This window comes from Aquimarina acroporae, from assembly GCF_023195925.1.
In the GTDB taxonomy this organism is placed as follows: domain Bacteria; phylum Bacteroidota; class Bacteroidia; order Flavobacteriales; family Flavobacteriaceae; genus Aquimarina; species Aquimarina acroporae.
The window spans coordinates 1-24,759 of the sequence record NZ_JALPRE010000018.1; the positions used below are offsets into that span (position 1 = coordinate 1).

Annotated in this window: 21 protein-coding genes; 6 read left to right on the top strand and 15 right to left on the bottom strand. The window is 33.8% G+C overall.

Annotated elements, in window-relative coordinates:
- Nucleotides 1–189 precede the first annotated feature (189 nt).
- On the top strand, nucleotides 190–1,350 hold the full coding sequence (locus tag M0D21_RS20440) for an iron-containing alcohol dehydrogenase (RefSeq protein ID WP_248332964.1): 1,161 nt from the start codon (nucleotides 190–192) through the stop codon (nucleotides 1,348–1,350).
- 107 nt (nucleotides 1,351–1,457) lie between these two features.
- Here the strand turns inward: M0D21_RS20440 and M0D21_RS20445 are convergent, their stop codons facing one another.
- From M0D21_RS20445 to M0D21_RS20455, 3 genes are all read right to left on the bottom strand, one after another.
- Nucleotides 1,458–4,418, bottom strand: coding sequence for a DNA polymerase III subunit alpha (locus M0D21_RS20445; protein WP_248332966.1), 2,961 nt, complete (start codon nucleotides 4,416–4,418; stop codon nucleotides 1,458–1,460).
- Between the two features lie 109 nt (nucleotides 4,419–4,527).
- Nucleotides 4,528–5,739 (bottom strand): DNA polymerase IV, encoded by a 1,212-nt coding sequence (dinB, locus tag M0D21_RS20450; RefSeq protein WP_248332968.1) that lies wholly within the window; start codon nucleotides 5,737–5,739, stop codon nucleotides 4,528–4,530.
- A gap of 167 nt (nucleotides 5,740–5,906) precedes the next feature.
- Nucleotides 5,907–6,725, bottom strand: a complete 819-nt coding sequence (locus M0D21_RS20455) for a hypothetical protein (RefSeq protein ID WP_248332970.1) — start codon at nucleotides 6,723–6,725, stop codon at nucleotides 5,907–5,909.
- 294 nt (nucleotides 6,726–7,019) lie between these two features.
- Between M0D21_RS20455 and M0D21_RS20460 the strand changes: the two genes are divergently transcribed.
- Both M0D21_RS20460 and M0D21_RS20465 read left to right on the top strand, forming a co-directional pair.
- Nucleotides 7,020–7,529: a DinB family protein gene (locus M0D21_RS20460; protein ID WP_248332972.1), complete on the top strand. Its 510-nt coding sequence runs from the start codon at nucleotides 7,020–7,022 to the stop codon at nucleotides 7,527–7,529.
- Between the two features lie 152 nt (nucleotides 7,530–7,681).
- Entirely contained in the window at nucleotides 7,682–7,879 is a 198-nt protein-coding gene (locus tag M0D21_RS20465) for a hypothetical protein (protein WP_248332974.1), read from the top strand.
- 62 nt (nucleotides 7,880–7,941) lie between these two features.
- On the opposite strand, the gene M0D21_RS20470 is transcribed toward M0D21_RS20465, so the two are convergent.
- The 12 genes from M0D21_RS20470 to M0D21_RS20525 all read right to left on the bottom strand — a co-directional run bounded on the left by M0D21_RS20470 (nucleotide 7,942) and on the right by M0D21_RS20525 (nucleotide 22,140).
- Nucleotides 7,942–8,175, bottom strand: coding sequence for a DUF6095 family protein (locus M0D21_RS20470; RefSeq protein ID WP_248332976.1), 234 nt, complete (start codon nucleotides 8,173–8,175; stop codon nucleotides 7,942–7,944).
- Entirely contained in the window at nucleotides 8,165–8,977 is an 813-nt protein-coding gene (gene murQ, locus M0D21_RS20475) for an N-acetylmuramic acid 6-phosphate etherase (RefSeq protein ID WP_248332978.1), read from the bottom strand. Before murQ ends, M0D21_RS20470 begins: the two co-directional genes overlap by 11 nt.
- Before the next feature lie 61 nt (nucleotides 8,978–9,038).
- Entirely contained in the window at nucleotides 9,039–9,854 is an 816-nt protein-coding gene (locus M0D21_RS20480; protein ID WP_248332980.1) for a DUF4249 family protein, read from the bottom strand.
- A 4-nt stretch (nucleotides 9,855–9,858) separates the two neighbouring features.
- Nucleotides 9,859–12,237 (bottom strand): TonB-dependent receptor, encoded by a 2,379-nt coding sequence (locus M0D21_RS20485; protein WP_248332982.1) that lies wholly within the window; start codon nucleotides 12,235–12,237, stop codon nucleotides 9,859–9,861.
- A 269-nt stretch (nucleotides 12,238–12,506) separates the two neighbouring features.
- Nucleotides 12,507–12,671 (bottom strand): hypothetical protein, encoded by a 165-nt coding sequence (locus M0D21_RS20490; RefSeq protein WP_248332985.1) that lies wholly within the window; start codon nucleotides 12,669–12,671, stop codon nucleotides 12,507–12,509.
- Nucleotides 12,672–12,896: 225 nt separating this feature from the next.
- A complete protein-coding gene (locus M0D21_RS20495; RefSeq protein WP_248332986.1) occupies nucleotides 12,897–13,544 on the bottom strand; it encodes a hypothetical protein in 648 nt (215 codons plus the stop codon).
- Between the two features lie 143 nt (nucleotides 13,545–13,687).
- Nucleotides 13,688–15,910: an NADP-dependent isocitrate dehydrogenase gene (locus M0D21_RS20500; RefSeq protein ID WP_248332987.1), complete on the bottom strand. Its 2,223-nt coding sequence runs from the start codon at nucleotides 15,908–15,910 to the stop codon at nucleotides 13,688–13,690.
- A gap of 970 nt (nucleotides 15,911–16,880) precedes the next feature.
- Complete coding sequence (gene rplS, locus M0D21_RS20505; protein WP_248332988.1) at nucleotides 16,881–17,231, bottom strand: 50S ribosomal protein L19; 351 nt, start codon at nucleotides 17,229–17,231, stop codon at nucleotides 16,881–16,883.
- Between the two features lie 128 nt (nucleotides 17,232–17,359).
- Nucleotides 17,360–18,037 (bottom strand): tRNA (guanosine(37)-N1)-methyltransferase TrmD, encoded by a 678-nt coding sequence (gene trmD / locus M0D21_RS20510; RefSeq protein ID WP_248332990.1) that lies wholly within the window; start codon nucleotides 18,035–18,037, stop codon nucleotides 17,360–17,362.
- 65 nt (nucleotides 18,038–18,102) lie between these two features.
- Complete coding sequence (locus M0D21_RS20515) at nucleotides 18,103–18,723, bottom strand: tRNA (guanine-N1)-methyltransferase (protein WP_248332993.1); 621 nt, start codon at nucleotides 18,721–18,723, stop codon at nucleotides 18,103–18,105.
- A 413-nt stretch (nucleotides 18,724–19,136) separates the two neighbouring features.
- Entirely contained in the window at nucleotides 19,137–20,585 is a 1,449-nt protein-coding gene (locus M0D21_RS20520) for a glyceraldehyde-3-phosphate dehydrogenase (RefSeq protein WP_248332995.1), read from the bottom strand.
- A 145-nt stretch (nucleotides 20,586–20,730) separates the two neighbouring features.
- Nucleotides 20,731–22,140 carry a S1C family serine protease gene (locus M0D21_RS20525; RefSeq protein ID WP_248332997.1) on the bottom strand — a complete coding sequence of 470 codons (1,410 nt, stop codon included), beginning with the start codon at nucleotides 22,138–22,140 and terminating at the stop codon, nucleotides 20,731–20,733.
- 162 nt (nucleotides 22,141–22,302) lie between these two features.
- Here M0D21_RS20525 and dapF point away from each other — a divergent pair, with 162 nt between their 5' ends.
- From dapF to mltG, 3 genes are read left to right on the top strand one after another with little or no spacing between them, the layout of a single operon-like run.
- Complete coding sequence (gene dapF, locus M0D21_RS20530; protein WP_248332998.1) at nucleotides 22,303–23,088, top strand: diaminopimelate epimerase; 786 nt, start codon at nucleotides 22,303–22,305, stop codon at nucleotides 23,086–23,088.
- Nucleotides 23,082–23,609 carry a GNAT family N-acetyltransferase gene (locus M0D21_RS20535; RefSeq protein ID WP_248333000.1) on the top strand — a complete coding sequence of 176 codons (528 nt, stop codon included), beginning with the start codon at nucleotides 23,082–23,084 and terminating at the stop codon, nucleotides 23,607–23,609. The genes dapF and M0D21_RS20535 overlap by 7 nt, the downstream gene beginning before the upstream one ends.
- Nucleotides 23,599–24,642: an endolytic transglycosylase MltG gene (gene mltG, locus M0D21_RS20540; protein ID WP_248333002.1), complete on the top strand. Its 1,044-nt coding sequence runs from the start codon at nucleotides 23,599–23,601 to the stop codon at nucleotides 24,640–24,642. Before M0D21_RS20535 ends, mltG begins: the two co-directional genes overlap by 11 nt.
- Nucleotides 24,643–24,759 lie beyond the last annotated feature (117 nt).

Here is a 24,759-nt window from a genome sequence, read left to right on the forward strand (position 1 = left end):
TATCAAACCAGAACACCGTTGTTTTTTAGGAAATCTTTAAGTGTTTTGCATAGATTTATTATCATACATCAATTTTTTGCTTGTGAGTTTACAATAAATTAGTATCATCTTATACGTTATATTAAGTGCTTTATCATGTGGATTGTAAAAGTTGCAATCTATTGTATAAAAAACATTAAATGAATCATTATGCTTAATTTTAATTTCTACAACCCAACACATGTAGTTTTTGGAAAAGACAGATTGTCTGAAATAGCTACATTAATACCAGAAAATGCTAAGGTTTTAATTATTTACGGAGGCGGAAGTATAAAGAAATTTGGAACTTTTGATAAAATTGTAAAGGCTCTGGAAAGTTTTGAAATATTTGAATTTGGAGGTATTGAACCAAATCCGCAACTGCAAACCTGTATTAAAGCTGCTGAGTATATTAAAGAAAACAATATTGATTTTATTTTAGCAGTAGGGGGTGGCTCTGTATTGGATGCTACTAAATATATTTCTATTGCAGCGAAATATTATGGTAATGATTATAAGTCTTTAATTAAACACGGGTTTACACCAGTACCGGTAACAGAAGCTGTACCATTTGGAACTGTACTAACATTGCCTGCGACAGGCTCTGAAATGAATGCTTTTTCGGTAATTAGTGATGAAACAGGAAAGTATGCAGTGTATTCTCCATTGTTTTTTCCAAAATTCTCATTCTTAGACCCAACGCTCACTTATACATTACCAAAAAAGCAAGTTGCCAATGGTATTGTAGACACTTTTATACATGTAGTTGAACAGTATATTACATTTCCCGTAGATGCCAAATTTCAAGATAGGGCAGCAGAAGGTATTTTACAAACGTTAGTTGAAATAGGAGATTATACATTAAATAATCCTGAAGATTACGATGCCAGAGCAAACTTTATGTGGTGTGCTACTATGGCCTTAAACGGAGTTGTAGGCTCTGGAGTACCGCAAGATTGGAGTACACATATGATTGGACATGAATTTACTGCTAAGTTTGATATAGACCATGGAAGAACTTTAGCTATGGTATTACCTTCTCTTCTTAGAGAAAGAAAAGAAAATAAAAAAGCTAAGTTATTACAGTATGCTGAAAGAGTTTGGGGCATTACTGAAGGAAATGCTGATGAGAGAATTGAGGCAGCAATACAACAAACAGAAAATTTCTTTAATAGCTTAGGTGTACCTACAAAAATTAGTGACTACAGTGTTAAAAAAGAAGAGTTGAAAGATATCATCACTCAGTTAGAATCTCATGGTATGGTAGCCTTATCAGAAACAGGAGATTTAACACTAGATGTAGCCGAGCGCATTTTAGAAAACGCATACTAGTTTTGTATCATAATTGTTAATGTATAAAAAATGACATTTTCGAACAGAGAATGTCATTTTTTATATATAGAACTGATACTATGAGACTTGTCTTAAAAACTTTTTATTTAGCTGTATCTGGGATCTTGAATGTAATCTTGTTTTACAATTTTGATAACCTCAATACTTAAAAAACCAAACTCCTTCACTACTTTACCATACATCCTATAAATACCTTTGCCTCTGAGCTTGTATTTTTCTTGAACTTTTGGAAATAATACAGTATCAAAAATATCACCATATTGATCCAAAAATGTTCCGAAAGCCATACGTTTTCCTGTATGAGTTTTTGTGTTTTTCATAGCAATTAAGTATCCGTAGATATCGATACGTTTATTGAGGTATAGATGTAATTGAGTAGCTCTGTTTTTATTAAGAGGCATCGTGGCTAATATGGGATAATACCCAGATAACGGGAAACCAAAAGATTCGATTTGCTCGAAAGTAGCTTCTAGTTTAGATACTTCTAATTGTGGGAGCTTATATTTGGTACGTTTTTGTTGGAATAACAGAGGTTGAGAGTTAATTTCCTGAGGCGTACTATTAAGTTTGAAATGTGCTTCCCATAATAATTCATGTTTGTTTTTTTGAGTACACCTAAAAGCATCAATCTTGATAAGAATACTAATTTGTTCTATTCCTATGGGGACTCTATCAATAAAATCATCTAGCGAGTGATATCTACCATAGAATTTTCTATTATTAAGTATAATTTCTGATGTTTTATAATCTAGATTCCGTAGCATCATAAACCCTAGGAATATTGTTTTTCCTTTTAGGATATGCTCATATTCGCTGGTGTTTATACATGGAGTAACAACATTTGCTCCCAATAATTTTGCCTCATGTAAGTATACTTCGGGACGATAAAAACCTCCCCCATTATTTAATGTAGCTACCAAATATTCTATAGGGAAGTAGGCTTTTAAGAATAAGCTCTGATAGCTTTCTACAGCATAAGAAGCAGAATGTCCTTTGGGGAAGGCGTACCCTGCGAAACTTGCTATTTGATCCCATATTTCTGAAATTAACGACTCAGAATATCCCTCTGCTCTGCAATTACTAAAAAACTTTAGCTGAACCTCTTTAAACTCTTTTCTTGATCTAAATTTACCACTCATTCCACGTCTGAGCACATCGGCTTCGTCGAGGGTGAGTTTGGCAAAAAAATGAGCAACTTTTATCACGTCTTCCTGGTATACCATTATTCCATAAGTATCGTGCATGAGATCAAGCATGATAGGGTGAGAATTCTTTCTTCTTTCTTTGTCATGCTCACGTAGAATATATTCCCGCATCATACCACTTTTGGCTACTCCAGGGCGAATAATTGAACTAGCCGCGACCAACCCTAAATAATTATCGGTTTTAAGTTTACTTAAGAGCATGCGCATAGCAGGAGATTCAACATAAAAACACGCCAGACATTTTGCTTCTTTAATTAGGGTATTGATTTTTGGATCCTCTTTGAACTTTTTTACATCATGAATATCAAAATTGGCTAACTCTGGTTGATTGTATTTAATGATTTTTATAGCATCTTTTATTTTGGCTAGTCCTCGTTGTCCTAAAATGTCAAATTTGTATAGTCCTAGATCTTCTGCAATGATCATATCATATTGAACAGTAGGGAAACCTTTGGGAGGTAAATCGGTAGCAGAATAATAATGTAGAGGTTTTTCACTGATTAGAATTCCACTAGCATGTATACTCACATAGTTTGGAATTCCTTGAATGAGTTGACTATAAATAATTACTAATTTATGTATATGATCTAAAGTGTTGTAATTATAATCCCCTTCTGATAGCTTATCTATTTCAAATTTAGGTAGTCCAAATACTTTACCTAATTCTCTTACGGCACCTTTGTAATGAAAAGTAACATAGGTTCCCAATAGTGCGACATGATCAAATTCTTCGAATATAAAACGAGTGATATCCTGTCTGTCTCGCCAGGAAAAATCAATATCAAAATCGGGTGGACTGGTACGATGCGTATTTATAAATCGCTCAAAATATAAGTCTAATTCTATAGGGTCTACATCGGTGATACGTAATAGATAGGCAACAATACTATTGGCTCCACTACCGCGACCAACATAGTAATATTCTTTTTCTCTGGCGTAGGAAATGATTCTCCAATTGATTAGAAAATAGGAGACAAAATTCATTTTGGTAATGAGGCCAAGTTCTTTATGTAATCGATCACGAACTTTTTGATCGGCATTTGGATATCGGTAGCTAAGGCCTTCTACACAAAGTTTTCTTAATAATCTATTATCAGCCTCAATAGAACCAGTGTATGTTTTTTGATTGAGTGAAGGTTTATTTTTCGAGAAATCAAAATGAACGTTACATTGTTCTTGAATTTTAATTGTGTTGTGTAAAATATACTCAACCCCTATAAAATGCTGTTTGATCTTCTGTTTTGGTAGCATTTGTTCAGAAAAACAAGCTTGTTGATCTTCTGATAAACGACTTAGTAAGATGTTGTTATCAATAGCCCTTAATAAACGATGTGCATTGAAATCTTTTTTATTTCTGAAGGTTATCGGCTGTAATATGACCAGTTTCTTTTTTAAAGGGTGTAGCCTGGAAAGGCGTAGTTTAGGAATATCTTTTATGGCTATGCCAATAAACTCATGAGGCTCAAAATGAGTTCTGTTTTGTTTTATGACATGTTCAAAAGGGTAAATGATAAAAGCATTTTTAAAAGAAGGAGGAGATTGAGGGAATTCGATTTTATGATGTAAGTGATATGATAAAAAATCATTTAATTCTTTATACCCTTCATTGTTTTTGGCAAGTCCTACATATAATGGTTGATGGTTATTTCTGAAATCGATACCAATAATGGGTTTTATCGCATAATCTACAGCCTTTCTAATAAAATTTAAGCAGGCAGAAGTATTATTGATATCTGTGAGAGCGATGCATTCTATGTCGTTTTTTTTTGCCAATTCGAGAAGATTTATTTCGGAAAAGGTTCCAAAACGAAGACTATAATATGAATGACAATTAAGGTACATATCCTGATATTATTTTAACTATCAATTGCGTGAGGGATAGGAGCTAGCTACCGTGTAGCGTGTATAGCCCGGCCACTTTGGTGGACACGCCCTTATGATATAGAATCTTTTATTGTTTTCTGTGCGCCAATACTACTGGAGGCTGACCATTAAAAGGATTGTGCATTCTACCTATAGTAGAAGCCCCCATAGCAGCGGCCCTGATAACGCTTCGATCCCCGTATCGAATTCTGATGTTATCCAGGGCCTGATATAAATTAAGCTGCTTTTCATCATCCTCAAATAGATTAATCTGGTAATTACCCCCCACCAGATGGCTAAATCTAATCCCTATTAATCGTACCAATAATCGTTTTTGATATAGTTTTTCAAACAACTCCAAAATTTTAGGTATAAGAATATGGTCTGCGCTGGTATATGGTATTTTAAGTTGTTTGGAGTATGTATTGAAATCTGAATATCGAATTTTGACTGCTACACAGGCAGTAAGTTTGCTACCTCTTCGCAATTGATACGATAAATTTTCGGTCATCGCAATTAGAATATTTTTGAGCTTATGTATATCTATCGTATCTCGATCAAAAGTTCTTTCTGTAGATATAGATTTACGTTCAGAAAAAGCAATAACAGGAGTGTTATCTATGCCGTTGGCTCTTTTCCAGATAGTAAGTCCATTTGCGCCTAAAACGCCTTTCATGACATCTACGGGCATTTCTTGTATGGTTTTGATATAACGAACACCCAAATTTCTGAGTGTATGATAGGTTTTGTCTCCCACCATTGGAATTTTTTTGACCGATAGTGGAGCGAGAAAAGGCTTTTCTGTACCAAAATCAATTTTTAGTTGATTGTTGGGTTTGGCTTCGTTTGTGGCAACTTTTGAAACTACCTTATTTGTAGATAAACCAAAAGATATAGGAAGTCCTGTTTCTGAAATTACTTTCTGGCGTAATTCTGAAGCATATTTATAAGCTCCAAAAAACTTATCCATCCCAGATAGGTCTGCATAAAATTCATCGATGCTTGATTTTTCGAATACAGGTACTTTTTCTTTGACGATTTCTGTAACTACATCTGAGTATTTACTATAGGTACCTGCATTTCCTTTTATGACAATAGCTTCTGGGCATAATTCTTTTGCAATTTTCATCGACATTCCCGAGTGAACACCAAATGTTCTGGTTTCATAGCTACAAGCTGCTACAACACCACGATCACTGGTTCCTCCTACTAATAATGGTTTGTTCATTAGGGAACTGTCTATAATACGCTCTACAGAGACATAAAATGTATCAAGATCGAGATGTAATATGGTTCTCAAAAATAGAATAATTAGGAATTTTTCCAAATATATGGAATATTTCCAATTTTAATATATTTCAAACCTGTTTTTTATTCACAATAGGGTAAAAAAATCGACGCCCCTTTAAGAAGAGGCGCCGTTCTAAAAATTTTATTTTGGGGCTACAAAATAAAATTCAGTATCTGTTAGTTTTCCATATTATAGCCTGCAAATTGTTGCATAGCGGTTTGGGTAAGTTCTTTTGCTCTATTTACATAGTAATTTTTTGTATCGTCAAGAGATTCATTCTTTAAATCATTTTCACTTCTAAGATAATCTGCCTGAACTTCAAAAGTTGACTCTTCATTGAGTACAACACTTAATTCTTGTAGGGCCGTTTCGAGCTTTTTAAGAGCATCTTCGGCTCTTGACTTTACTAGTGTTTGCTCTTTCAATTCTGCTGCACGTCTTGCTTCAAATTCAGCTCTTTTCTTATTCTGTTCAGCTATTTGCTGTTGTAGTTTTTGTTGTTCTAATTCTAACTGACGACGCTTTTCTTCTAATTCTTGTTGTTTTTGAGAAACTTCTTCAGAGATTTCTGCGATTTCACTTTCTTCTTCAGCCACAGGGTCTTCTTCATATGCATACGTTCCTGAATTTGCTTGACACTGAGTAAGTTCTTCTAATAGCTTAGAACCTAAGTCTTTGGCACGTTTTGCAAAAAATCTACTACGCTCATATGTGTCTTGTTCTAATGAACTTTCCATATCAACTCTTGCCTGATAAGCAGTTTCGTTAGCTTTTTTACATTTACATTGTTCTGCTAACGTTTCTACTTTCTCAAATGCTTCTATAGCTTTATCGGCATATTCTTGTGTATGATATACATTATTTGCGCCATGCGCTTTTTTACTGTGAGAGTATGCATAACTGGCTGCAGTTAAGGCATCATCGTAGGTATCTTGTGCATTAATTTGGGGGATGAAACAAGATAGAAATACTATAAGTGAAATTCTCTTCATCATACTGGGGCTTTTAAATCACTAAGCAATTATACAATATTTTTTATGTAATGTCCAAAAAAAAACGTCATTAATCGATAAAATACGCACTTTGTCTTGAATTTTACGGGTAAACCATATATAAGGTGGAAAATATCCTACTGTTTTGTGAGTAAGGTATTTATTTGGGTAGAATAGGGGTAGTATTCTTAACGTTAATCTTTTTCTAATATTTTAAGTCGTCTTTAAAAAAATAAATTTTGCACTTCAATAGCATCATCTTGTAAGTTAATTATGTATATTACGTCTATATTTCCTATGAAACGACAAATTATATCCTCAATTAACCATACCCTTAATAGCGCCGTTGCTTTATTAGACGCAATAGATTCAAAAACCTATCAAGATACTTCAATTGGGCCTTATTTTTCGAGTATAGGCTCTCATATCAGACATACATTAGACTTTTTTGATTGTATTATTACTGGTCTTGATACTAATGATATTGATTTAACGGCTCGTAAACGGGATGAAGTTTTATCTACAGATAAAGAAGTTGCAAAACAACATATTTATAATCTTCAGGAGACCTTAACTTCATACGTAGATGTGAATACCGACTATTTGATTCACGTTACCGATAATATGGGTAAGGGTAAGGTGACTGTAAATTATACATTAGATAGTATTCTTTGTCATGCAAATAGCCATGCTATTCATCATTACGCAGTTATTGGTTATATTCTGGATCAATTAGGAGTTGCTATAAAAATTCCTGGGTTTGGTTATAATCCTACTTCACCTATTAATAATAGAGAAGGTATTTAAGATAGTATTCAGTACTTTTTTTCTTATCGAATTAAAAATTTAATTTATTTTTTTCTTAGTCTCAGAATTTGAGATTACTAGGTTCTATTCTTGCATCAAGAAAAACACAATTAAGGGTGTTTGTTAAATGTTAAATATAAAACAATCAAAAAATGAAAAATTTAGAAAAAGCTGGAGTAGAGCCGTTAAATGACAATGAATTATCTGTTGTAAATGGAGGAGATTTAGGTTTTACCTTATTAAGAGGAGCACTTACTGTAATGTATCACGCTGTTAAAGAGACTCTTTCTGATCCAGAAAAATATTATGGAGCAGAAGTTGATGGCGCTTTAGGTCAAGTGAAATTATAAATTACCATCAAATTTAAAAAAGGAATAATCTCTACAAGGGGTTATTTCTTTTTTATAGAAAATTATTTCTTCCCAAACATCGAATCCATAATGGTTCGAATCCCTCTGAATGCCATAAATATAGCAAATCCTGCTCCCGCTAATCCCAAAATTAGAATAGGGATGTACAAGGGGTGGTCTTGATTTTTGAAGGCAGAGTGAATGATAACTGGGCTAATAAACATGAAAATAAGTGCAATAGCCATACGTTGTACGCCTTTCCCTAATAATTCTTTATTTGTTCGTTTAGTTTCCATAATTGTTTATTGCATTTCGTACACTACCATATTTTTGTAGTAATTCGGCGGCTAACGGTCTGTCTATATTCAATTCTTCCATAATCATTCTGGTACCTCTATCGACTAGTTTGTTATTACTCAATTGCATATCGACCATTTTATTTCCTTTTACCCGCCCTAATTGAATCATGGTGGCTGTAGAAATCATGTTTAACACCAATTTTTGTGCAGTACCTGCTTTCATTCTAGAACTACCAGTTACAAATTCTGGTCCTACCGTTACAACGATTGGAAATTGAGCAGTATGAGCTAACGGACTTCCTTCGTTACAAGTAATGCAACCCGTAATAATATTTTGTTGGTTACATTTTTCTAAAGCACTAATAACATAAGGTGTAGTGCCAGAAGCGGCAATACCCACTACGACATCTTTTTCTGAAATGTGATAGGTTTGCAGGTCTTTCCAGCCTTGTTCTGTACTGTCCTCTGCAAATTCTACTGCTTTCCGTATTGCCGTATCTCCTCCTGCAATGAGCCCTATGACCAAATCATGCGAAACTCCAAATGTAGGAGGGCACTCGCTAGCATCGACAATTCCTAACCTACCACTAGTTCCTGCACCCATATAGAATAGTCTTCCGCCTTCTTTTAGTTTTTGAACGATTTGCTCGGTGAGTTGTTCAATTTGGGGTATTGCTTTCTTGACCGCATTGGGAACTGTAGTATCCTCGGTATTTATATTGGTAAGCAACTCATTAATGGTCATTTTTTCTAAATGATTATAATGAGAAGTTTTTTCTGTAGTTTTTGTAAAAGACATGCTTCAAAAATACTCATTTTTGAGATCAAGCCCTTATCTTTTCAGAATTACTGGCTAAAAATTATTCTTCTATTGTAAAATCAGAACGACTGGCTTCAGAAAGGTTAAAATATCCTAAAGGATAGTTATCTGAGTTTGTAGTGTTGATGATATTTCCTCTTAGTACTGCGGGAGGAGTTTGAAAAGGGTTTCCTCCATCTTGTTCACTCTGTTCAATGAGAATAGTAGCGTAGTTATAGTAGCGTTCATCTATCCCCAAAATTTTAATAGTAACATCTTGTCCTACTACCATGTCTTCATAGAAATATGAAAAGTTAAAAGATTCTCCCTGATAGAATCTATCTTCACTAGCCAGGAACAAACTAAAATCAAAATCGAATAGATAAAAATCATCACGGTTTCCATCATCGGTGAAGAATATAATGACCTCAGTCTCATCACCATCAAACAAAGTAGCATCTCCTTGTACAATATTATCTATAGGTACAGTAGGAATAAGTTCTGTAGAAGCGGTATAGGTTTCAGAATTATGAATAACGGTAAGTTGATATGTGGTGTTGAAATCTGGGATAAATTGTGAGTTAGGAATATAAAAACCTGTATTACCAGATTCAAAAAAATTGATGACCGAATTATCACTTAAATCTGTAATAAAAACTGTTGCGTCGCTAACCATAGGGACTTCTTCATCAAAAAATGGGGCAGATAAGGTAAGCCGTACACCTCCTTCTACAGAAACAGGTGTTTCATCGAGATATACCTCAAAAGAAGCATCAATAACTAAACGAGGTTCTCCGTTGGGTACATCTACATCGATTACATCTTCACAACTTGTTATGGTGAATAATACTAATAATATAAAAAGTACTTTCTTCATTGTTTTAGAATTTAAAGTTGTAGGTTACAGCAGGTATAATTCCGAAAATTGACGTTCTTATAGCTTCATTGGCAAATGTATCTTGATTTCTGGTAAAGGTAATAGATGCAGCATTTCTACGATTATAAAGATTGTATATACTGAATACCCATTCACCTTTCCATTTTCTGGCTTTGTTTTTTCTAGGGGTTAAGGTTGCCGAAATGTCAATTCTATGGTACGATGGTAAGCGATTACTATTTCTAGGCCCATCGAAAACAGGTACGGTTAATCCTTGAAATTCAAATTGCCCTGTTGGGTAGTTTGTAGGTTGCCCCGTTTGAAATACAAAATTAGCTCCAAATTTCCACTTTTCATTTATTTCATAACTTCCGTTAAAGGATATATCATGGGTTTTATCATATGGAGTATTATACCATTCTCCGTTGTTAATACCTGGTTCCTGAGGTGTTCTCCCTGGAGTTCTTTGTTCAGATTTAGATAGGGTATATGCCAACCAGCCTTTAAATTTACCTTCATTTTTGCGAAGTAATAGTTCTAATCCATATGCTCTTGCTTCGCCATTAAGGATATCTTGTTCTATAGCGTTGTTAGCGATAAGATCTGCTCCGTCTATATAATCGATTCGATTCTCTATTTCTTTATAAAAAACTTCAGTTTCTATAGAGTATTCATTGTCCTTAAAGTTTTTGAAGTATCCTAAAGCATATTGATTGAGTAATTGAGGTTTTATATATTTTCCGCTAGGTGTCCAAACATCTAATGGAGTGGGGGAGTTTGTATTTGATAAAAGATGTAAGTATTGTGCCATGCGATTATAACTAGCTTTAATTGAGGTATTATCATTAAAAGCGTAGGCAAGTGCAAACCTTGGTTCGAAGTTGGTAAAGGTCTCGATTTGATCATTTCTGCTGAAGGTTTCGGTGCCTATAGGTTCTGCAGACTCATATATTTGTAATTCTTGATTGAACAGCAGAGGGTTGTCATCCTGATAAACATTTAGTTCATTTTGCCCGAGCCTAATAAAATTACTTAATCGCAATCCATATTGTAAAGTAAGGTTGTTTGAAATTTTATGTTCGGCATCTATATATGCTCCAAATTCATTGGCATATTTGTCAATAAGCTTTTCTCTAATTATTCCAGAATCTTCACTGTTAGGTTTTATTTCTCCAGGATTAAAACGAAAGTAGATGTTATTGATTCCATAATTAAGTTGAAAATTATCACCGATATAGTGTTTCAAATCGTATTTGATATTGAAGTTTCGTATTCCAGAGTCCCATTCGAAGCCTACAAAATCTAGTTCGAGTCCGTAGAAATAATCTGAATATATTAGAGAAAGGTTTGAAAATAACTTGTCAGAAAATAGGTGATTCCATCTTAAATTAAGTACCGTATTTCCGTAAATATTTTCGAAACTCTCTGCAATTCCAAAAACGTCTCTTCCAAAGTACCCTGATAGGTATAGATTGTTATTTTCATTGAGTTTATAATTGAGTTTGGTGTTAAGATCGTAGAAATAAGCTACATTATCATTGTCAAAAAGGGGAAGAAAAAGATGTGCATATGAGGCTCTCCCGCCTACCAAAAATGCACCTTTGTCTTTTACGATAGGCCCTTCTGCCAATAGTCTACTTGCTACTGCTCCGAGCCCTCCGCTAAGTTTATAATTTTTACTATTCCCTTCTTTTTGATAAATATCTAATACCGACGAAATACGTCCCCCATATCTGGCGGGGATTCCTCCTTTATATAGTTTGATATCTTTTATAGCATCTGGATTAAATACAGAAAAGAATCCGAAAAGGTGAGATGAGTTAAAAATAGTGGCTTCATCTAGTAAGATGAGATTTTGGTCTACAGCTCCTCCTCGAACATTAAAACCAGCAGCGCCCTCACCACCACTTGTAACCCCAGGTAAAAGTATGATCGATTTAATAACATCGGCTTCTCCTAAAACTACCGGAATTTGTTTTATAGTCTCGGCCGATAACCGATTTACACTCATTTGGGGTTTTTTGATATTGAGTTGTTCTACTTTTTCGGTAATAACAACTTCGTCTAACATTTCGGAAGCTTCAGTGAGCTGAAAATTGAGTTTTTTATCTTCATTTAAATTAATATCCTGAGTGATATCGTTAAAACCAAGATAACTTATTTGCAACTTATAAGTTCCTTCGGGTAAAGTGATAGAGTAAAATCCATATTCATTGGTAACTACTCCTTTTCCCACTTCAGGAAAAATTACATTTACACCAATAAGGGTTTCATTACTTGATTTTTCAGTAATGGTACCACTTACAGTAAATTTTTCTTGACTAAATATTGAAAGTTGCACTGTACAAATAGCCAGAAGGCTCAACAAAAGATTCTTTTTCAAAAGCAATTTTTTTAAAAAATTGTACGGTTAGGAAGGTGTTTTTAATACACTTTTGGTGTTAAATTTAATAAATATTCATCCTAAATCACCGTTTGGAGTTCCTAAATATATGTTATTTATGGATTGTATTTGGAGTATTGTGAATATTAAATAATTACTTAAATATCTCCTCTTCCAAAATGAACATACCTTTAAGAAGAATACTCTGGCTGTTTGTTACTGAAAAGATTGTTAAATGATTAAAATGGTTAGCAAGATTAGCGGACTAATTAAGGTTCCCAGCAAAAGCTAACGGGTATCCATTCTGTGGAGTGTAAAGAATGACCACTTCCGGATTTACTATTGATATCGTGTTTAAGATATACTTGGTTGTTTTCTGAAAATACATAGGCGCTTTTTATTTTTTTGGTTTGTACTTTATTTTCGTTTTTCATCCGGGGCATTTATAACTATTTTTACCTATGTGATAAATTTATCAATTATTGTGCCTAAAATTTAGAATCAAGTATAGAAGAGGGGTGGTACAAAGATTTATAGCGCTTTTGAATATAATTTGAAAATATGTAAGTTTTTGGTGTTTAGTTGTTTGTGTTGGTTTTTGTGCTTTTTTTAAATTCAAGAGTAATTCTGAATTATTTTTCAGAAAACCAGATTAGACTCTAATTTTGAGAATTTTTAATTGGTTTTTTGTATCTGTTTTTCCCCAGGTTAAATACCCCTACTTTTACACCTGCACCAATTGAAAGTCCATTAATATTTTCTATTACTGTGGGAACCGGGTCGATAGGACTTGAAAAACGATATTTAACGCCTCCTTCTAGCTGTATGTGTTTATTGATATTAAAAAGCGCATTAATTCCCGGCTCTACGACCAGCATCATATCTGTACTTTTGGTGAAGTTTTCTGAACCTTTTATGTATCCTATCCCTATAAGTCCGGGGATAGATAACTTCACTTTTTTAGCATTAAAGATTACGTTTTCGATATGTAAACCTCCATAGACTCCAAATACATTGTAGTTGGTGTTAAATGCTCGATCTGCCTCTTTTAGTGCCGAGTAAAATGTCCTTACTGCAATCCCTAATTCCATTTTTCTATTAGCAACATAGGCTAGTTTTGCTCCTAAAATAGATACCTTGTTTTTGCCGTCTAGATGACCATAAGTGGCATCTATACCAAGATATATTCCATGTAAAATATTGTTTCGATCGTTGAACTCAATATAATCAGTACTTGTATCTTCTTGGGCATGAACAGTGGAGTTGACAAGAATTATGAATAATAAGAACTTAGTTAGCGTTTTCATTAGATGATGTTTAGTATTTGTATAGACAAATGATATTCATAAGGGTTGCATGTACTCTAATTTTTTTGTCTGGATTGTTAAAAAACGAAAAGGCTTGTAAAATCTTATTTTACAAGCCTTTTTTTAAAAACAATTATTGTTTTTTATCCTATAATACTATTTAATGTTTCGCTTGGTCGCATCGCATTCGATACTTTTTCAACATTTGGCCAGTAGTATCCACCCATATCTACAGCACTTCCTTGAGCATCATTTAACTCCTGAATAATTTTAGTCTCATTGTCTCCAAGTTGTTTGGCGATAACTTCAAACTCATTTTGTAATTCGGTATCTTTAGTCTGAGAAGCTAGTGCTTGAGCCCAGTATAAAGCTAAGTAGTAGTGACTTCCTCTGTTGTCAAGCTCATTTACTTTTCTGGAGGGTGATTTTTTATTATCTAAAAATTTGATGGTCGCCTCATCTAATGCTTCTGCAATGACTAAAGCTTTCGGATTGTTATTGGTTTCCCCTAAGTGTTCTAAAGATACTGCTAGTGCCAAGAACTCCCCTAAAGAATCCCATCTTAAATGACCTTCTTTGTTAAATTGTTGCACGTGCTTTGGTGCAGATCCTCCGGCTCCAGTTTCGAAAAGACCCCCGCCATTCATTAAAGGAACTATAGAAAGCATTTTTGCACTGGTACCAAGTTCTAAGATTGGAAATAGATCGGTGTTATAATCTCTCAATACATTTCCAGTAACAGAAATGGTGTCTTTACCCTCTTTTATTCTTTCTAATGAGAAACGAGTAGCCTCAACTGGAGACATGATTTGAATATCTAAGCCAGAGGTATCATGTTCTGGTAAATATGTATTTACTTTTTTAATTAGTTCAGCATCATGTGCTCTGTTTTTATCTAACCAGAAAATTGCAGGTGTATTGGTAGCTTTTGCTCTATTTACTGCAAGTTTTACCCAATCTTTAATTGGAGCATCTTTCGTCTGACACATTCTCCAGATATCTCCTTGTTCTACACTATGTTCAATTAATGTATTTCCTGAAGCGTCTACTATTCTTACAGTTCCATTCCCTGGGATTTCAAAAGTTTTATCATGTGAACCATATTCTTCTGCCTTCTTTGCCATTAAACCTACATTAGGAACAGTTCCCATAGTAGTAGGGTCAAATGCTCCGTGCTTTTTACAGAAGTCTATAGTTTCTTGGTAAATGCCAGCATAGCTACTATCAGGAATCACTGCTTTGGTGTCTTGAGTATTTCCATCTGCGTCCCACATTTGTCCAGAGTTACGAATCATCGCCGGCATAGAAGCATCGATAATTACGTCACTAGGAACATGAAGGTTGGTAATTCCCTGATCAGAATTTACCATAGCTAATTTCGGTCCATTTTCGTAACAAGCTTTAATGGCAGCTTCTATTTCTGAACGCTGAGTGTCAGGTACTCGTTTAAGTTTATTAATGACATCTCCAAAACCATTATTAGCTTCTACACCAATTTCTTCAAGAGTTTCTCCGTATTTTTCGAATACATCTTTAAAAAAGATTTCTACGGCGTGACCAAAAATGATAGGGTCAGAAACCTTCATCATTGTAGCTTTCATGTGTAACGAAAACAACACATTTTTTTCTTTTGCATCAACGATTTGTTCCTCTAGAAACTTTATTAATGCTTTTTTACTCATTACCGTAGCATCAATTACTTCTCCGTTAAGCAAAGCAGTTTTTTCTTTAAGTACGGTGGTGGTGTTATTGTTATCAACAAACTCAATGCGTACATCTCCCGCTTCAGAGATTGTAACAGATTTTTCGTTTGACCTGAAATCTCCACTAGACATTGTAGCTACATGGGTCTTTGAATCTGAACTCCATGCGCCCATAGAATGTGGATTCTTTCTGGCGTATTGTTTTACCGGTTTTGGAGCTCTTCGGTCAGAGTTTCCTTCTCTTAAAACCGGGTTTACCGCACTACCTTTTATTTTATCGTATCTAGATTTTATTTCTTTTTCTTCTGCATTTTCAGGCTCCTCCGGGTAATTAGGTAAGTTGAACCCTTGAAGTTGTAGTTCTGCAATCGCAGCTTTAAGTTGGGGGATTGATGCACTAATGTTAGGAAGCTTAATGATATTGGCTTCTGGTTGTTGTGCTAGTTCACCTAATTGAGCTAAAGCATCATCTTGCTTTTGTTTATCTGTTAAGTTTTCTGGGAAATTAGCTAAAATACGAGCTGCTAGAGAAATATCTTTAGTCTCAAGTTCAATATTTGCCGATTCAGTAAATTTTTTAATTATTGGTAAAAACGAATACGTTGCTAAAGCGGGTGCTTCGTCTGTTTTTGTGTAAATAATCTTTGAGGTATTAACTCCCATATTTAAAAATTTTGTTTTAGGTACCTTTTTTGAAATCAGTTTGTTATAACCGTGCACCTAATATTTATAGCTAAACTATTATTTTGAAGAATAATTAGTCGTTTACTTGTTCTAAGACAAACAGTAGAAACTTATTTATAGTATATCTTCAGTGTTATTGCCACTAGCGATACTGTCGGTCATAGATTTTCCGAGCGCGAAGATACAAATCTACTAAGGTAAATGCAACCTGCGAGATGTTAGTTTTGAGTTAAAGGGAGGGATTTGTAATTTATTAAAAATTAAGTGGGTAAAATAAGGATGTAATAAAAAATAGGTTTCTTTTTTTATTAGTCTTTTAAAATAAAAAGCCATATCAAGAATACAAGTATTTTGATATGGCTTCATTGGAAATAAGAATATGATGTTAGCTGTTTTACCCGCAATGAAATAAAAACTTTCGTTATTTATACCATGATATTTTATTTCCGATTTTGAGTAGACTTAAATTTGTCAAACAAAAAATTTGTATAATCTATTTCTACTCCTACGACTATTTAAGAATGTTTGAATTTGTCTATTACTACGTAATTTTCAGATTTTTCATTCAGATAGTCTAATGCCATCTAAAATTAAAAAGGTGTCAGAACTTAATTTTTTCTTCCGAATTTCATTTTGAAATGATTTTAAAGTAAAGCCCTTAAAGTTATTTCAAGGATGTACTCAAAAAAATAACTTTCGTTCCATATTTATTTTAATTTCAAATTGGTCTTAAGAAGTTCAAAGAACGTATTGTGTGAATTACATTGTTAGGAATCCTTGTGTCATCTCTAAATCTTGTAATTTCTATTATAAATATAAGAAAAATTGATGGCATGGTCAATATTTCTTATTTTATTAGTTATCAACTACTTATGAACCGAAGATATTAACTTTTGTTCATAAAAAAAGGGTCGTATATAACGACCCTTTTTTATATAAGCATAAAATCTTAGTTTCTTTTTTCTTTGATACGGGCTTTCTTACCAGTAAGTCCTCTAAAGTAAAAGATACGAGCTCTGCGTACTTTACCTCTTTTGTTTACTTCAATTTTTTGAAGTGCTGGTAAATTTACTGGGAAGATACGCTCTACACCAATAGTTCCAGACATTTTTCTGATTGTAAAAGTTTCTGTAGATCCAGAACCTCTTCTTTGAATTACAACCCCTCTAAAGAACTGAGTACGGGTTTTGTTTCCTTCTTTAATTTCGTAATATACTGTGATCGTGTCACCAGCAGAGAATTCTGGGAATTCTTTTTTTGTTACAAACTCGTCTTGAACGAATTTTACTAAATCTTCCATTTTGATATAGTTTCTATAGTTTTATTAAAGCAACATTCACGATTCTCGCCAGAGGTTGTTTCAATCAGGGTGCAAAAATAACTATTATTACCTTATTTGCAATGTTTTAATGAGATTTATTTCAGATTTTATTCATCCAATAAATCAGGTCTTCTTTTTTTGGTTCTTTCATAGGCTTGTTCTTCTCTCCAAGCTTCTATTTTAGGGAAGTTTCCAGAAGTGAGAATTTCAGGTACTTTCCATCCTTTATAGTCGGCGGGTCTTGTATAAATAGGAGGAGCAAGCAAATCGTCTTGAAAAGAATCGGTTAGGGCAGAGGTTTCATTCCCTAAAACTCCAGGAATAAGTCGTATGATCGCATCACAAAGGATTAAAGCTCCGAGCTCTCCTCCTGATAATACATAATCACCAACTGATATCTCTTTGGTTATAAAATGATCTCTTACCCGTTGATCTACACCTTTGTAATGACCACATAATATAATAATATTTCCTTTTAAGGATAATTGATTGGCGATACTTTGATTTAGTGTCTCGCCATCTGGAGTCATATAGATTATCTCGTCATAATCTCTTTCTGATTTTAATTTCGAGATACATTTATCTATAGGTTCAATCATCATGACCATTCCAGCGCCACCACCGAATTGGTAATCATCTACTTGTTTGTAGTTGTCAGTGGTATAATCTCGTAAATTGTGTAATTGTACTTCAACAAGTCCCTTTTCTATAGAACGTTTCATTATTGAAGCTTCAAAAGGACTTTTTAAAATATCGGGTACAACAGTTATAATATCTATACGCATCTACAAAATAGTATTGAAAAGGAGTGCAAAGATGCGAAAGAATAAGATAAAAATCTAAAACAATTTTATTTTGCTCCGGCCTTACGTTGTTTGTTGATCTCATCTTGCAATTTGCGCATTACTTTTTGCTCGCGTTCTAATGCTCTTCTGCGATGGTCCTCAAATTCTGCCTCTGTTTCTGCAAGAGCCTTTTTGGCCTGAACAGTCACAGCATTGCTGTTTCTAAATTTGAAAATAAAAAAACCAAGAAATAAAAGTAGACCTCCAATAATAAGCCACATAATGGTTTTGTAGCTTGATTTGGTTAGGGAAGCTCCCATAAAGTTAATACTATCCTTATCATTGGTAACATTAGCTAAATCTTCGTTAGTTTTAGCTAAAGATTCCTGAAGACCTGTTATAGTGGTTTTTTGTTCAGAAATTTGTTGGTTAGAAGTCTGCAACTTAGATTCTAAGGTTTTAATAGAATCTATAGTATTACTTTTTAACTTGTTTAACCAAACCTGTTTTACAACTTTATATTCCTGATATCTCCCTGATTTTTTTATAACTACATCAAATTGACCTTCTATGCTCTCTTGTCGCAAAGCTTGTTCTGCCGTAATATTTTCTTCTTGAGCATTCACTTTTATCGAAAAAGAAAATAATAATATGGTTAAAACGAATAGGTACTGTGGTAATTTCATGTGAATAATCTTGTTTTTGGTAATTATGCTAAAGCCTTGTTTATTAAACTACTTAGAGCTCAAATTAATTTAGCCGCTTACAATCCTATGTTTTTACTAAGGTTTTTACTTTTTTGTTAGCGGTTAATTTCTTCTGTAACGGTAATAAATGTACGATATTGTTGGTAATTAGAAAGTTTTTTTTGTAAGAATTTACCTGATTTAGTGTTGAAGTTTAAGTGTTTGATAGTTAGTTGTTTGTAACGTGGTTCTTTAATTTTAATTTTTAAGAAGTTGTGGTTTTAATAATTCAAAGAATAATAATGGTATTGTTATGTAGGTTTTTGTTTCGCTTTTACAACATCAAACTAATAAGATAAAAAAAGCTGCTACAAAATGTTGTAACAGCTTTTAAACTTATGTTTTTATGTATTCTAGTAATATGTAAAGCGTCTTACTTTAGCAATATACTTAGACAATCTAATCACTTGATGGCTGTATCCATATTCATTGTCATACCAAACATATAATACTGCATTATGTCCTTTGGTATCAACTATGGTTGCATTACTATCATATATTGATGGAGCAGAAGAGCCTACGATATCAGAAGATACTAGCTCGTTATCTAATGAATACTTAATTTGTTCTACTAAATTTCCTTCTAAAGCATACTTCTTTATAATTGCATTCATACTTTCTTTAGAGGCTTTCTTTTCCAAATTCAAATTAAGAATAGCTAAAGAACCATTAGGCACAGGAACTCGAATCGCATTTGAAGTAAGTTTACCTTCAAAACTTGGAAGTGCTTTGGAAACTGCTTTTCCTGCACCGGTTTCTGTGATAACCATGTTTAATGCAGCTGCACGACCTCTTCGGTATTTTTTGTGCATATTATCTACCAGATTTTGGTCGTTGGTATATGCGTGAATAGTTTCTAAATGTCCGTTTACAACACCAAAACTTTCTTCTACAGCTTGTAATATAGGAGTGATTGCATTTGTGGTACAAGACGCCGCAGAGAAAATGTTTACTTTATCCGGGTCATGTTCCTTATGATTTACTCCATGAACAATATTTGGAATACCTTTTCCTGGCGCAGTTAATAAAACCTTATCAATTCCTTTGGCTGTTAAGTGTCTGCTTAATGCTTCTTGATCTCTAAATGCACCGGTATTGTCAATTAATAAAGCATTGTCTATTCCGTATTTAGTGTAATCAATATCTTCAGGATTGTTGGCGCTTATTACATGTACGGTAGTTCCATTTATAATAAGGGAGCTATTTGCAATGTCAGTTTCTACGGTTCCTGCAAAATCCCCGTGTACAGAGTCGTTTCTTAGTAAAGAAGCTCTTTTCTCTAAAACCTCTTCAGTAATCGCACCTCTTGTTACGATTGCTCTTAATCTTAGTTGGCTACCTTTACCGGTAATGGTCATAAGTTCTCTTGCAACTAATCTACCGATTCTTCCAAAACCGTATAAAACAACATTTTTAGGAGAAATAGGTTTGAATTTTTTAGCATCTTTAAGTTTGTTTTGAACAAAACGATTGATAGAACCAAACTCATCACTTGCTAAATGATATTCATAAGTTAATTTACCTATGTCTAACTTTGCAGGAGGTAAATCCATTAGTTTAATTGCTTGTGCAATTTCTACGGAGTCAAAAATTGAAATAGGTTTTTGAACAAACTCTCCAGCATATTCGTGCAGATTAATGATCTCGCTTACATTTTTGTCGATTAGTTGATTTCTAAAAAGGACTAATTCAACAGCATTGTCGTACCATAAATCACTAACTGTTTTGATAAATGCTACGGTTGCGCGACGCCTATCAGCTTGAAAGGCTAGTTCTTTTTCATAAACTTCGTTAGAACTCATAATTTTGTTGTGTTTTTTACAGTCTTGAAATTTCGTGCAAAAGTATATATTTCAAACGTTTTCGTAAAACCTTTTTTCATAAAAAAATCCCATTGTCTTTTTACAACAATGGGATGTCTTATTTTATAAGGGTTTCGAAGTGTTTTTATTGAAAAACAAATTCTCGTTTTTCACCATTTCTGTCAATCAGACTTATAGTGATATCTTCATCCTGATATTTGCTTTCAATAATTTTCTTTACTTCAACTACATTCTTAACCTTTTTTCCGTCAATTTCACTTATGACCAGTCCTTCTAAGTTATATCGTTGCATTCTTGAGCTTAGAGCTTTGCTAATCACAACACCGTGATCTACATTGAATCTTTTTAAATAATCCTTTGGTGGATTTACAACTTCTACACCTACATCTTTGATATTGTAGTTTTGAATTTCAAACTTAGATAAGGTAACAGGTAGTACAAGCTCTTTGTTTCTTCTAAGAACCTTAACATTGATAATATCTCTTGGTCTTTTGCTGTTTACATAACCAGTAAGGTCTGAGAATTTTCGAATAGGCAAGCCATCAATTTCTCTAATAACGTCTCCTTTCTGAAGTCCTGCTTTATTGGCACCACTATTTTCTTCTACTGATGCTACATAAACCCCCTGTGAAACCGGAATATCAAATTCTTCCATGGCTTGTGGGTTTATAGTGCCGCCTCTTATCCCTAAAATACCTCGTTGTACCTCTCCAAATTCAATAATGTCATCTATTATTTTCTTAGCATTATTGGAAGGTACAGCAAATGCATACCCAACATAACTACCGGTTTGCGATGTGATAGCCGTATTTATTCCTATAAGTTCTCCTTTCACGTTTACTAAAGCACCACCACTATTACCGGGATTTATTGCCGCATCGGTTTGAATAAAAGATTGAACATTAGAATCTTGCTCATTAAGATCTCGAGATTTAGCGCTTATTATTCCTGCTGTAACGGTTGAGGTTAGATTAAAAGGGTTACCTACTGCCAATACCCATTCCCCTATTTTTGCAGCATTAGAGTCTCCAAAAGGGATATATGATAATTTATCATCAGCATCGATTTTGATAAGTGCAATATCGGCTTCAGGTGCAGTTCCTACTACTTCGGCCTTATAGGATTTATTATTGTTTAAAGTCACTTCAAGATCGGTAGCGCCATCGATAACATGGTTGTTAGTTACTATATAACCATCTTCTGTAATGATTACACCAGAACCGGCTCCTTGAATTCTTCTTTCTTCAGATCCACCGTTTCTAAAAAACTCCATTAAATTTCTTGGGGTTTTTGTAATACCATACTGTTTTACATGCACTACCGCATTCACAGTTTTTTCTGCGGCAACAGTAAAATCCGTCTCGATACTCGATAAGTTGGTGTTTGTAACCGTATATGTAGCTGGTATTACGTTGGGTTGGGTTTCGTTTTGTGTGATTGCCACTGGCTTTGGTTCTAAAAATACTTTATAGGCTCCTAAGGTTAGAACTCCTGCCAAAATAGCTACAATCAATAAACTCAAAAATCTTTTCATCTCCTTATTTTTTTATTTGATTTAACTAGTAGTATCTCTATAGACTATCAATAACTCTTAAAATTACAATTATAGTATACTTTTTTTATGATTTTTAACTCACAATTAACAACGATTTTATGTTTACATTCTTTGTACCTTTGTCATCTTAATTTTAAATTAATGAATCTAGTATTTTATAAATATCAAGGTACAGGAAATGATTTTGTAATCATTGATAACCGTGATCAATTAGTATCCAAAAATAATACCAAATTATTTAAAAGACTTTGTGACAGGAAATTTGGAATTGGAGCAGATGGATTAATGCTTTTGGAACTTCCTGAAAATGAAGAAGATGATTTTACGATGGTTTATTTTAATGCTGATGGTAATGAAAGCTCTATGTGTGGAAATGGAGGTAGATGTTTAGTGGCTTTTGCGGCTTTTCTTGGGGTGATTGAGGACAAAGCGACTTTTACCGCAATAGATGGTAAACATCATGCTGAGATAAAAGACGGGCTGGTATATCTGCAAATGCAAGATGTTTTTGAGATAGAAACATTTGATTCGCATCTTTTTTTAGATACTGGATCTCCACATCACGTTACTATGGTTGAAGGGTTGCAGAGTTTTGATGTTGAAAATGTGGGAAGAGAAATACGAAATGGTGCGCCATATTTTGAAACGGGAAGTAATGTGAATTTTGTAGAAAAGAAAAACGGAAGTCGATTTGCTGTAAGAACCTATGAAAGAGGAGTAGAGGATGAAACGTTGTCATGTGGGACTGGAGTTACTGCCGTGGCACTCTCTATGCATGCAACTCAACAAACAGAGAAGGAAGAGGTGAGTATAGATACTATGGGAGGAGAGTTAAAAGTAACTTTTAGAAAGGAACCTTCGGGATATAAAAATATATTTTTGATCGGTCCGGCAGAACAAGTCTTCAAAGGAGAGATCACATGCTAACGCTAAAAGGAAAAAATATATATTTGCGCGCTTTGGAGCCCGAAGATCTTGATTTTGTTTATGTTATTGAAAATGATGAACAAATTTGGGAAATGAGTTCTACGCAAACCCCATATTCCCGTTTTTTGATTAAACAATATCTCGAGAATGCTCATCAGGATATTTATGAGATCAAACAGTTACGATTGGTGATTTGCTCTAATGATGACGCATCTCTTGGTCTTATTGATTTGTTTGATTTTGATCCAACACATAATAGAGCAGGAGTGGGGATTGTAATTGCTGAGCCTGAAAATAGAGGAAAAGGATATGGATCTGAAGCACTAGATTTGATCATTAAATATGGCTTCACTCATTTAAGACTACATCAATTATATGCCAATATATCTGAAGATAATCTTTCCAGTGTAAAATTATTCGAAAATAAGGGTTTCAAAAAAATAGGAACGAAAAAAGACTGGAACCTAATTAACAACGATTACAAGGACGAATTTTTATATCAATTAATATATGTACATTAAAAAAATATTATTAGCAATAGTATTAATAGGTTTAGTAGTAGGGGGTATTTTTGCTTATTATGTATATCAAGCAATATTTTCACCAAATACTAACTTTGAATCTGAAACGACTACACTTTTTATTCCAACAGGAGCCACTTATACAGAAGTAGTTGAAAAGATAACCCCCCTTGTAAAAGATATCTATAGTTTTGATAGAATTGCAAGAAAAAAAGGTTACGCAAATAATATTAAAGCAGGTAAATACATTCTTAAACAAGGATTAAATAATAATGAAATAATAAACCTGCTAAGAAGTAAGAATACGCCAGTTCAGGTTAGCTTTAATAATCAGGAGAGGTTGCAGAATTTAGCAGGAAGGATTGCGATGCAAATTGAAGCAGATAGTCTTTCTTTAATAAATGTCTTCCAGGACACTGCTTTTGTTGAGAAAAACGGTTTTACGACTGAGTCTGCTTTAGCTATGTATATCCCAAATAAATATGAGTTCTTTTGGAATACTTCAGCGAGTCAGTTCAGAGAAAGAATGTTGAAAGAGTATAAGAGATTTTGGAATGAATCTAGAATAAACAAAGCTAAGGCGATAGAATTATCGCCTTTGGAAGTGATAACTATAGCTTCAATTGTGCAGAAGGAAACCGCCAAAATTGATGAGCGTCCACGTGTAGCAGGGGTGTATATGAACAGATATAAAAATGGGTGGAAACTGGATGCAGATCCTACAGTAATTTATGCTTTAAAGAAACACCGTAAAGATTGGCAAACAGTTATTAAAAGGGTTTTATATAAAGATTTGGAGCTAGATAGTCCTTACAATACTTATAAATATGCAGAATTACCTCCAGGACCTATTGCTATGCCAGATATATCTGCTATAGATGCTGTGCTAAATTATGAAAAGCATGATTACTACTTTTTTGTTGCTAATGTTCAGAATTTTGGGTATCACAAATTTGCTAAGACAATTCAGCAGCACAATCGTAATAAAAAGCAATATATCGATTGGGTTAATAAGCAAGGTATTAAGCGGTAGAAATCAATCCTTTTTTTGATAAGAAAATGTTGGGTTTTTCTTTTGAGATTGCTAAAAAGGACTGAACTTATTAACAAATATCGCATTGTTTTTGTGAATTTCAATTAGATATTAGAT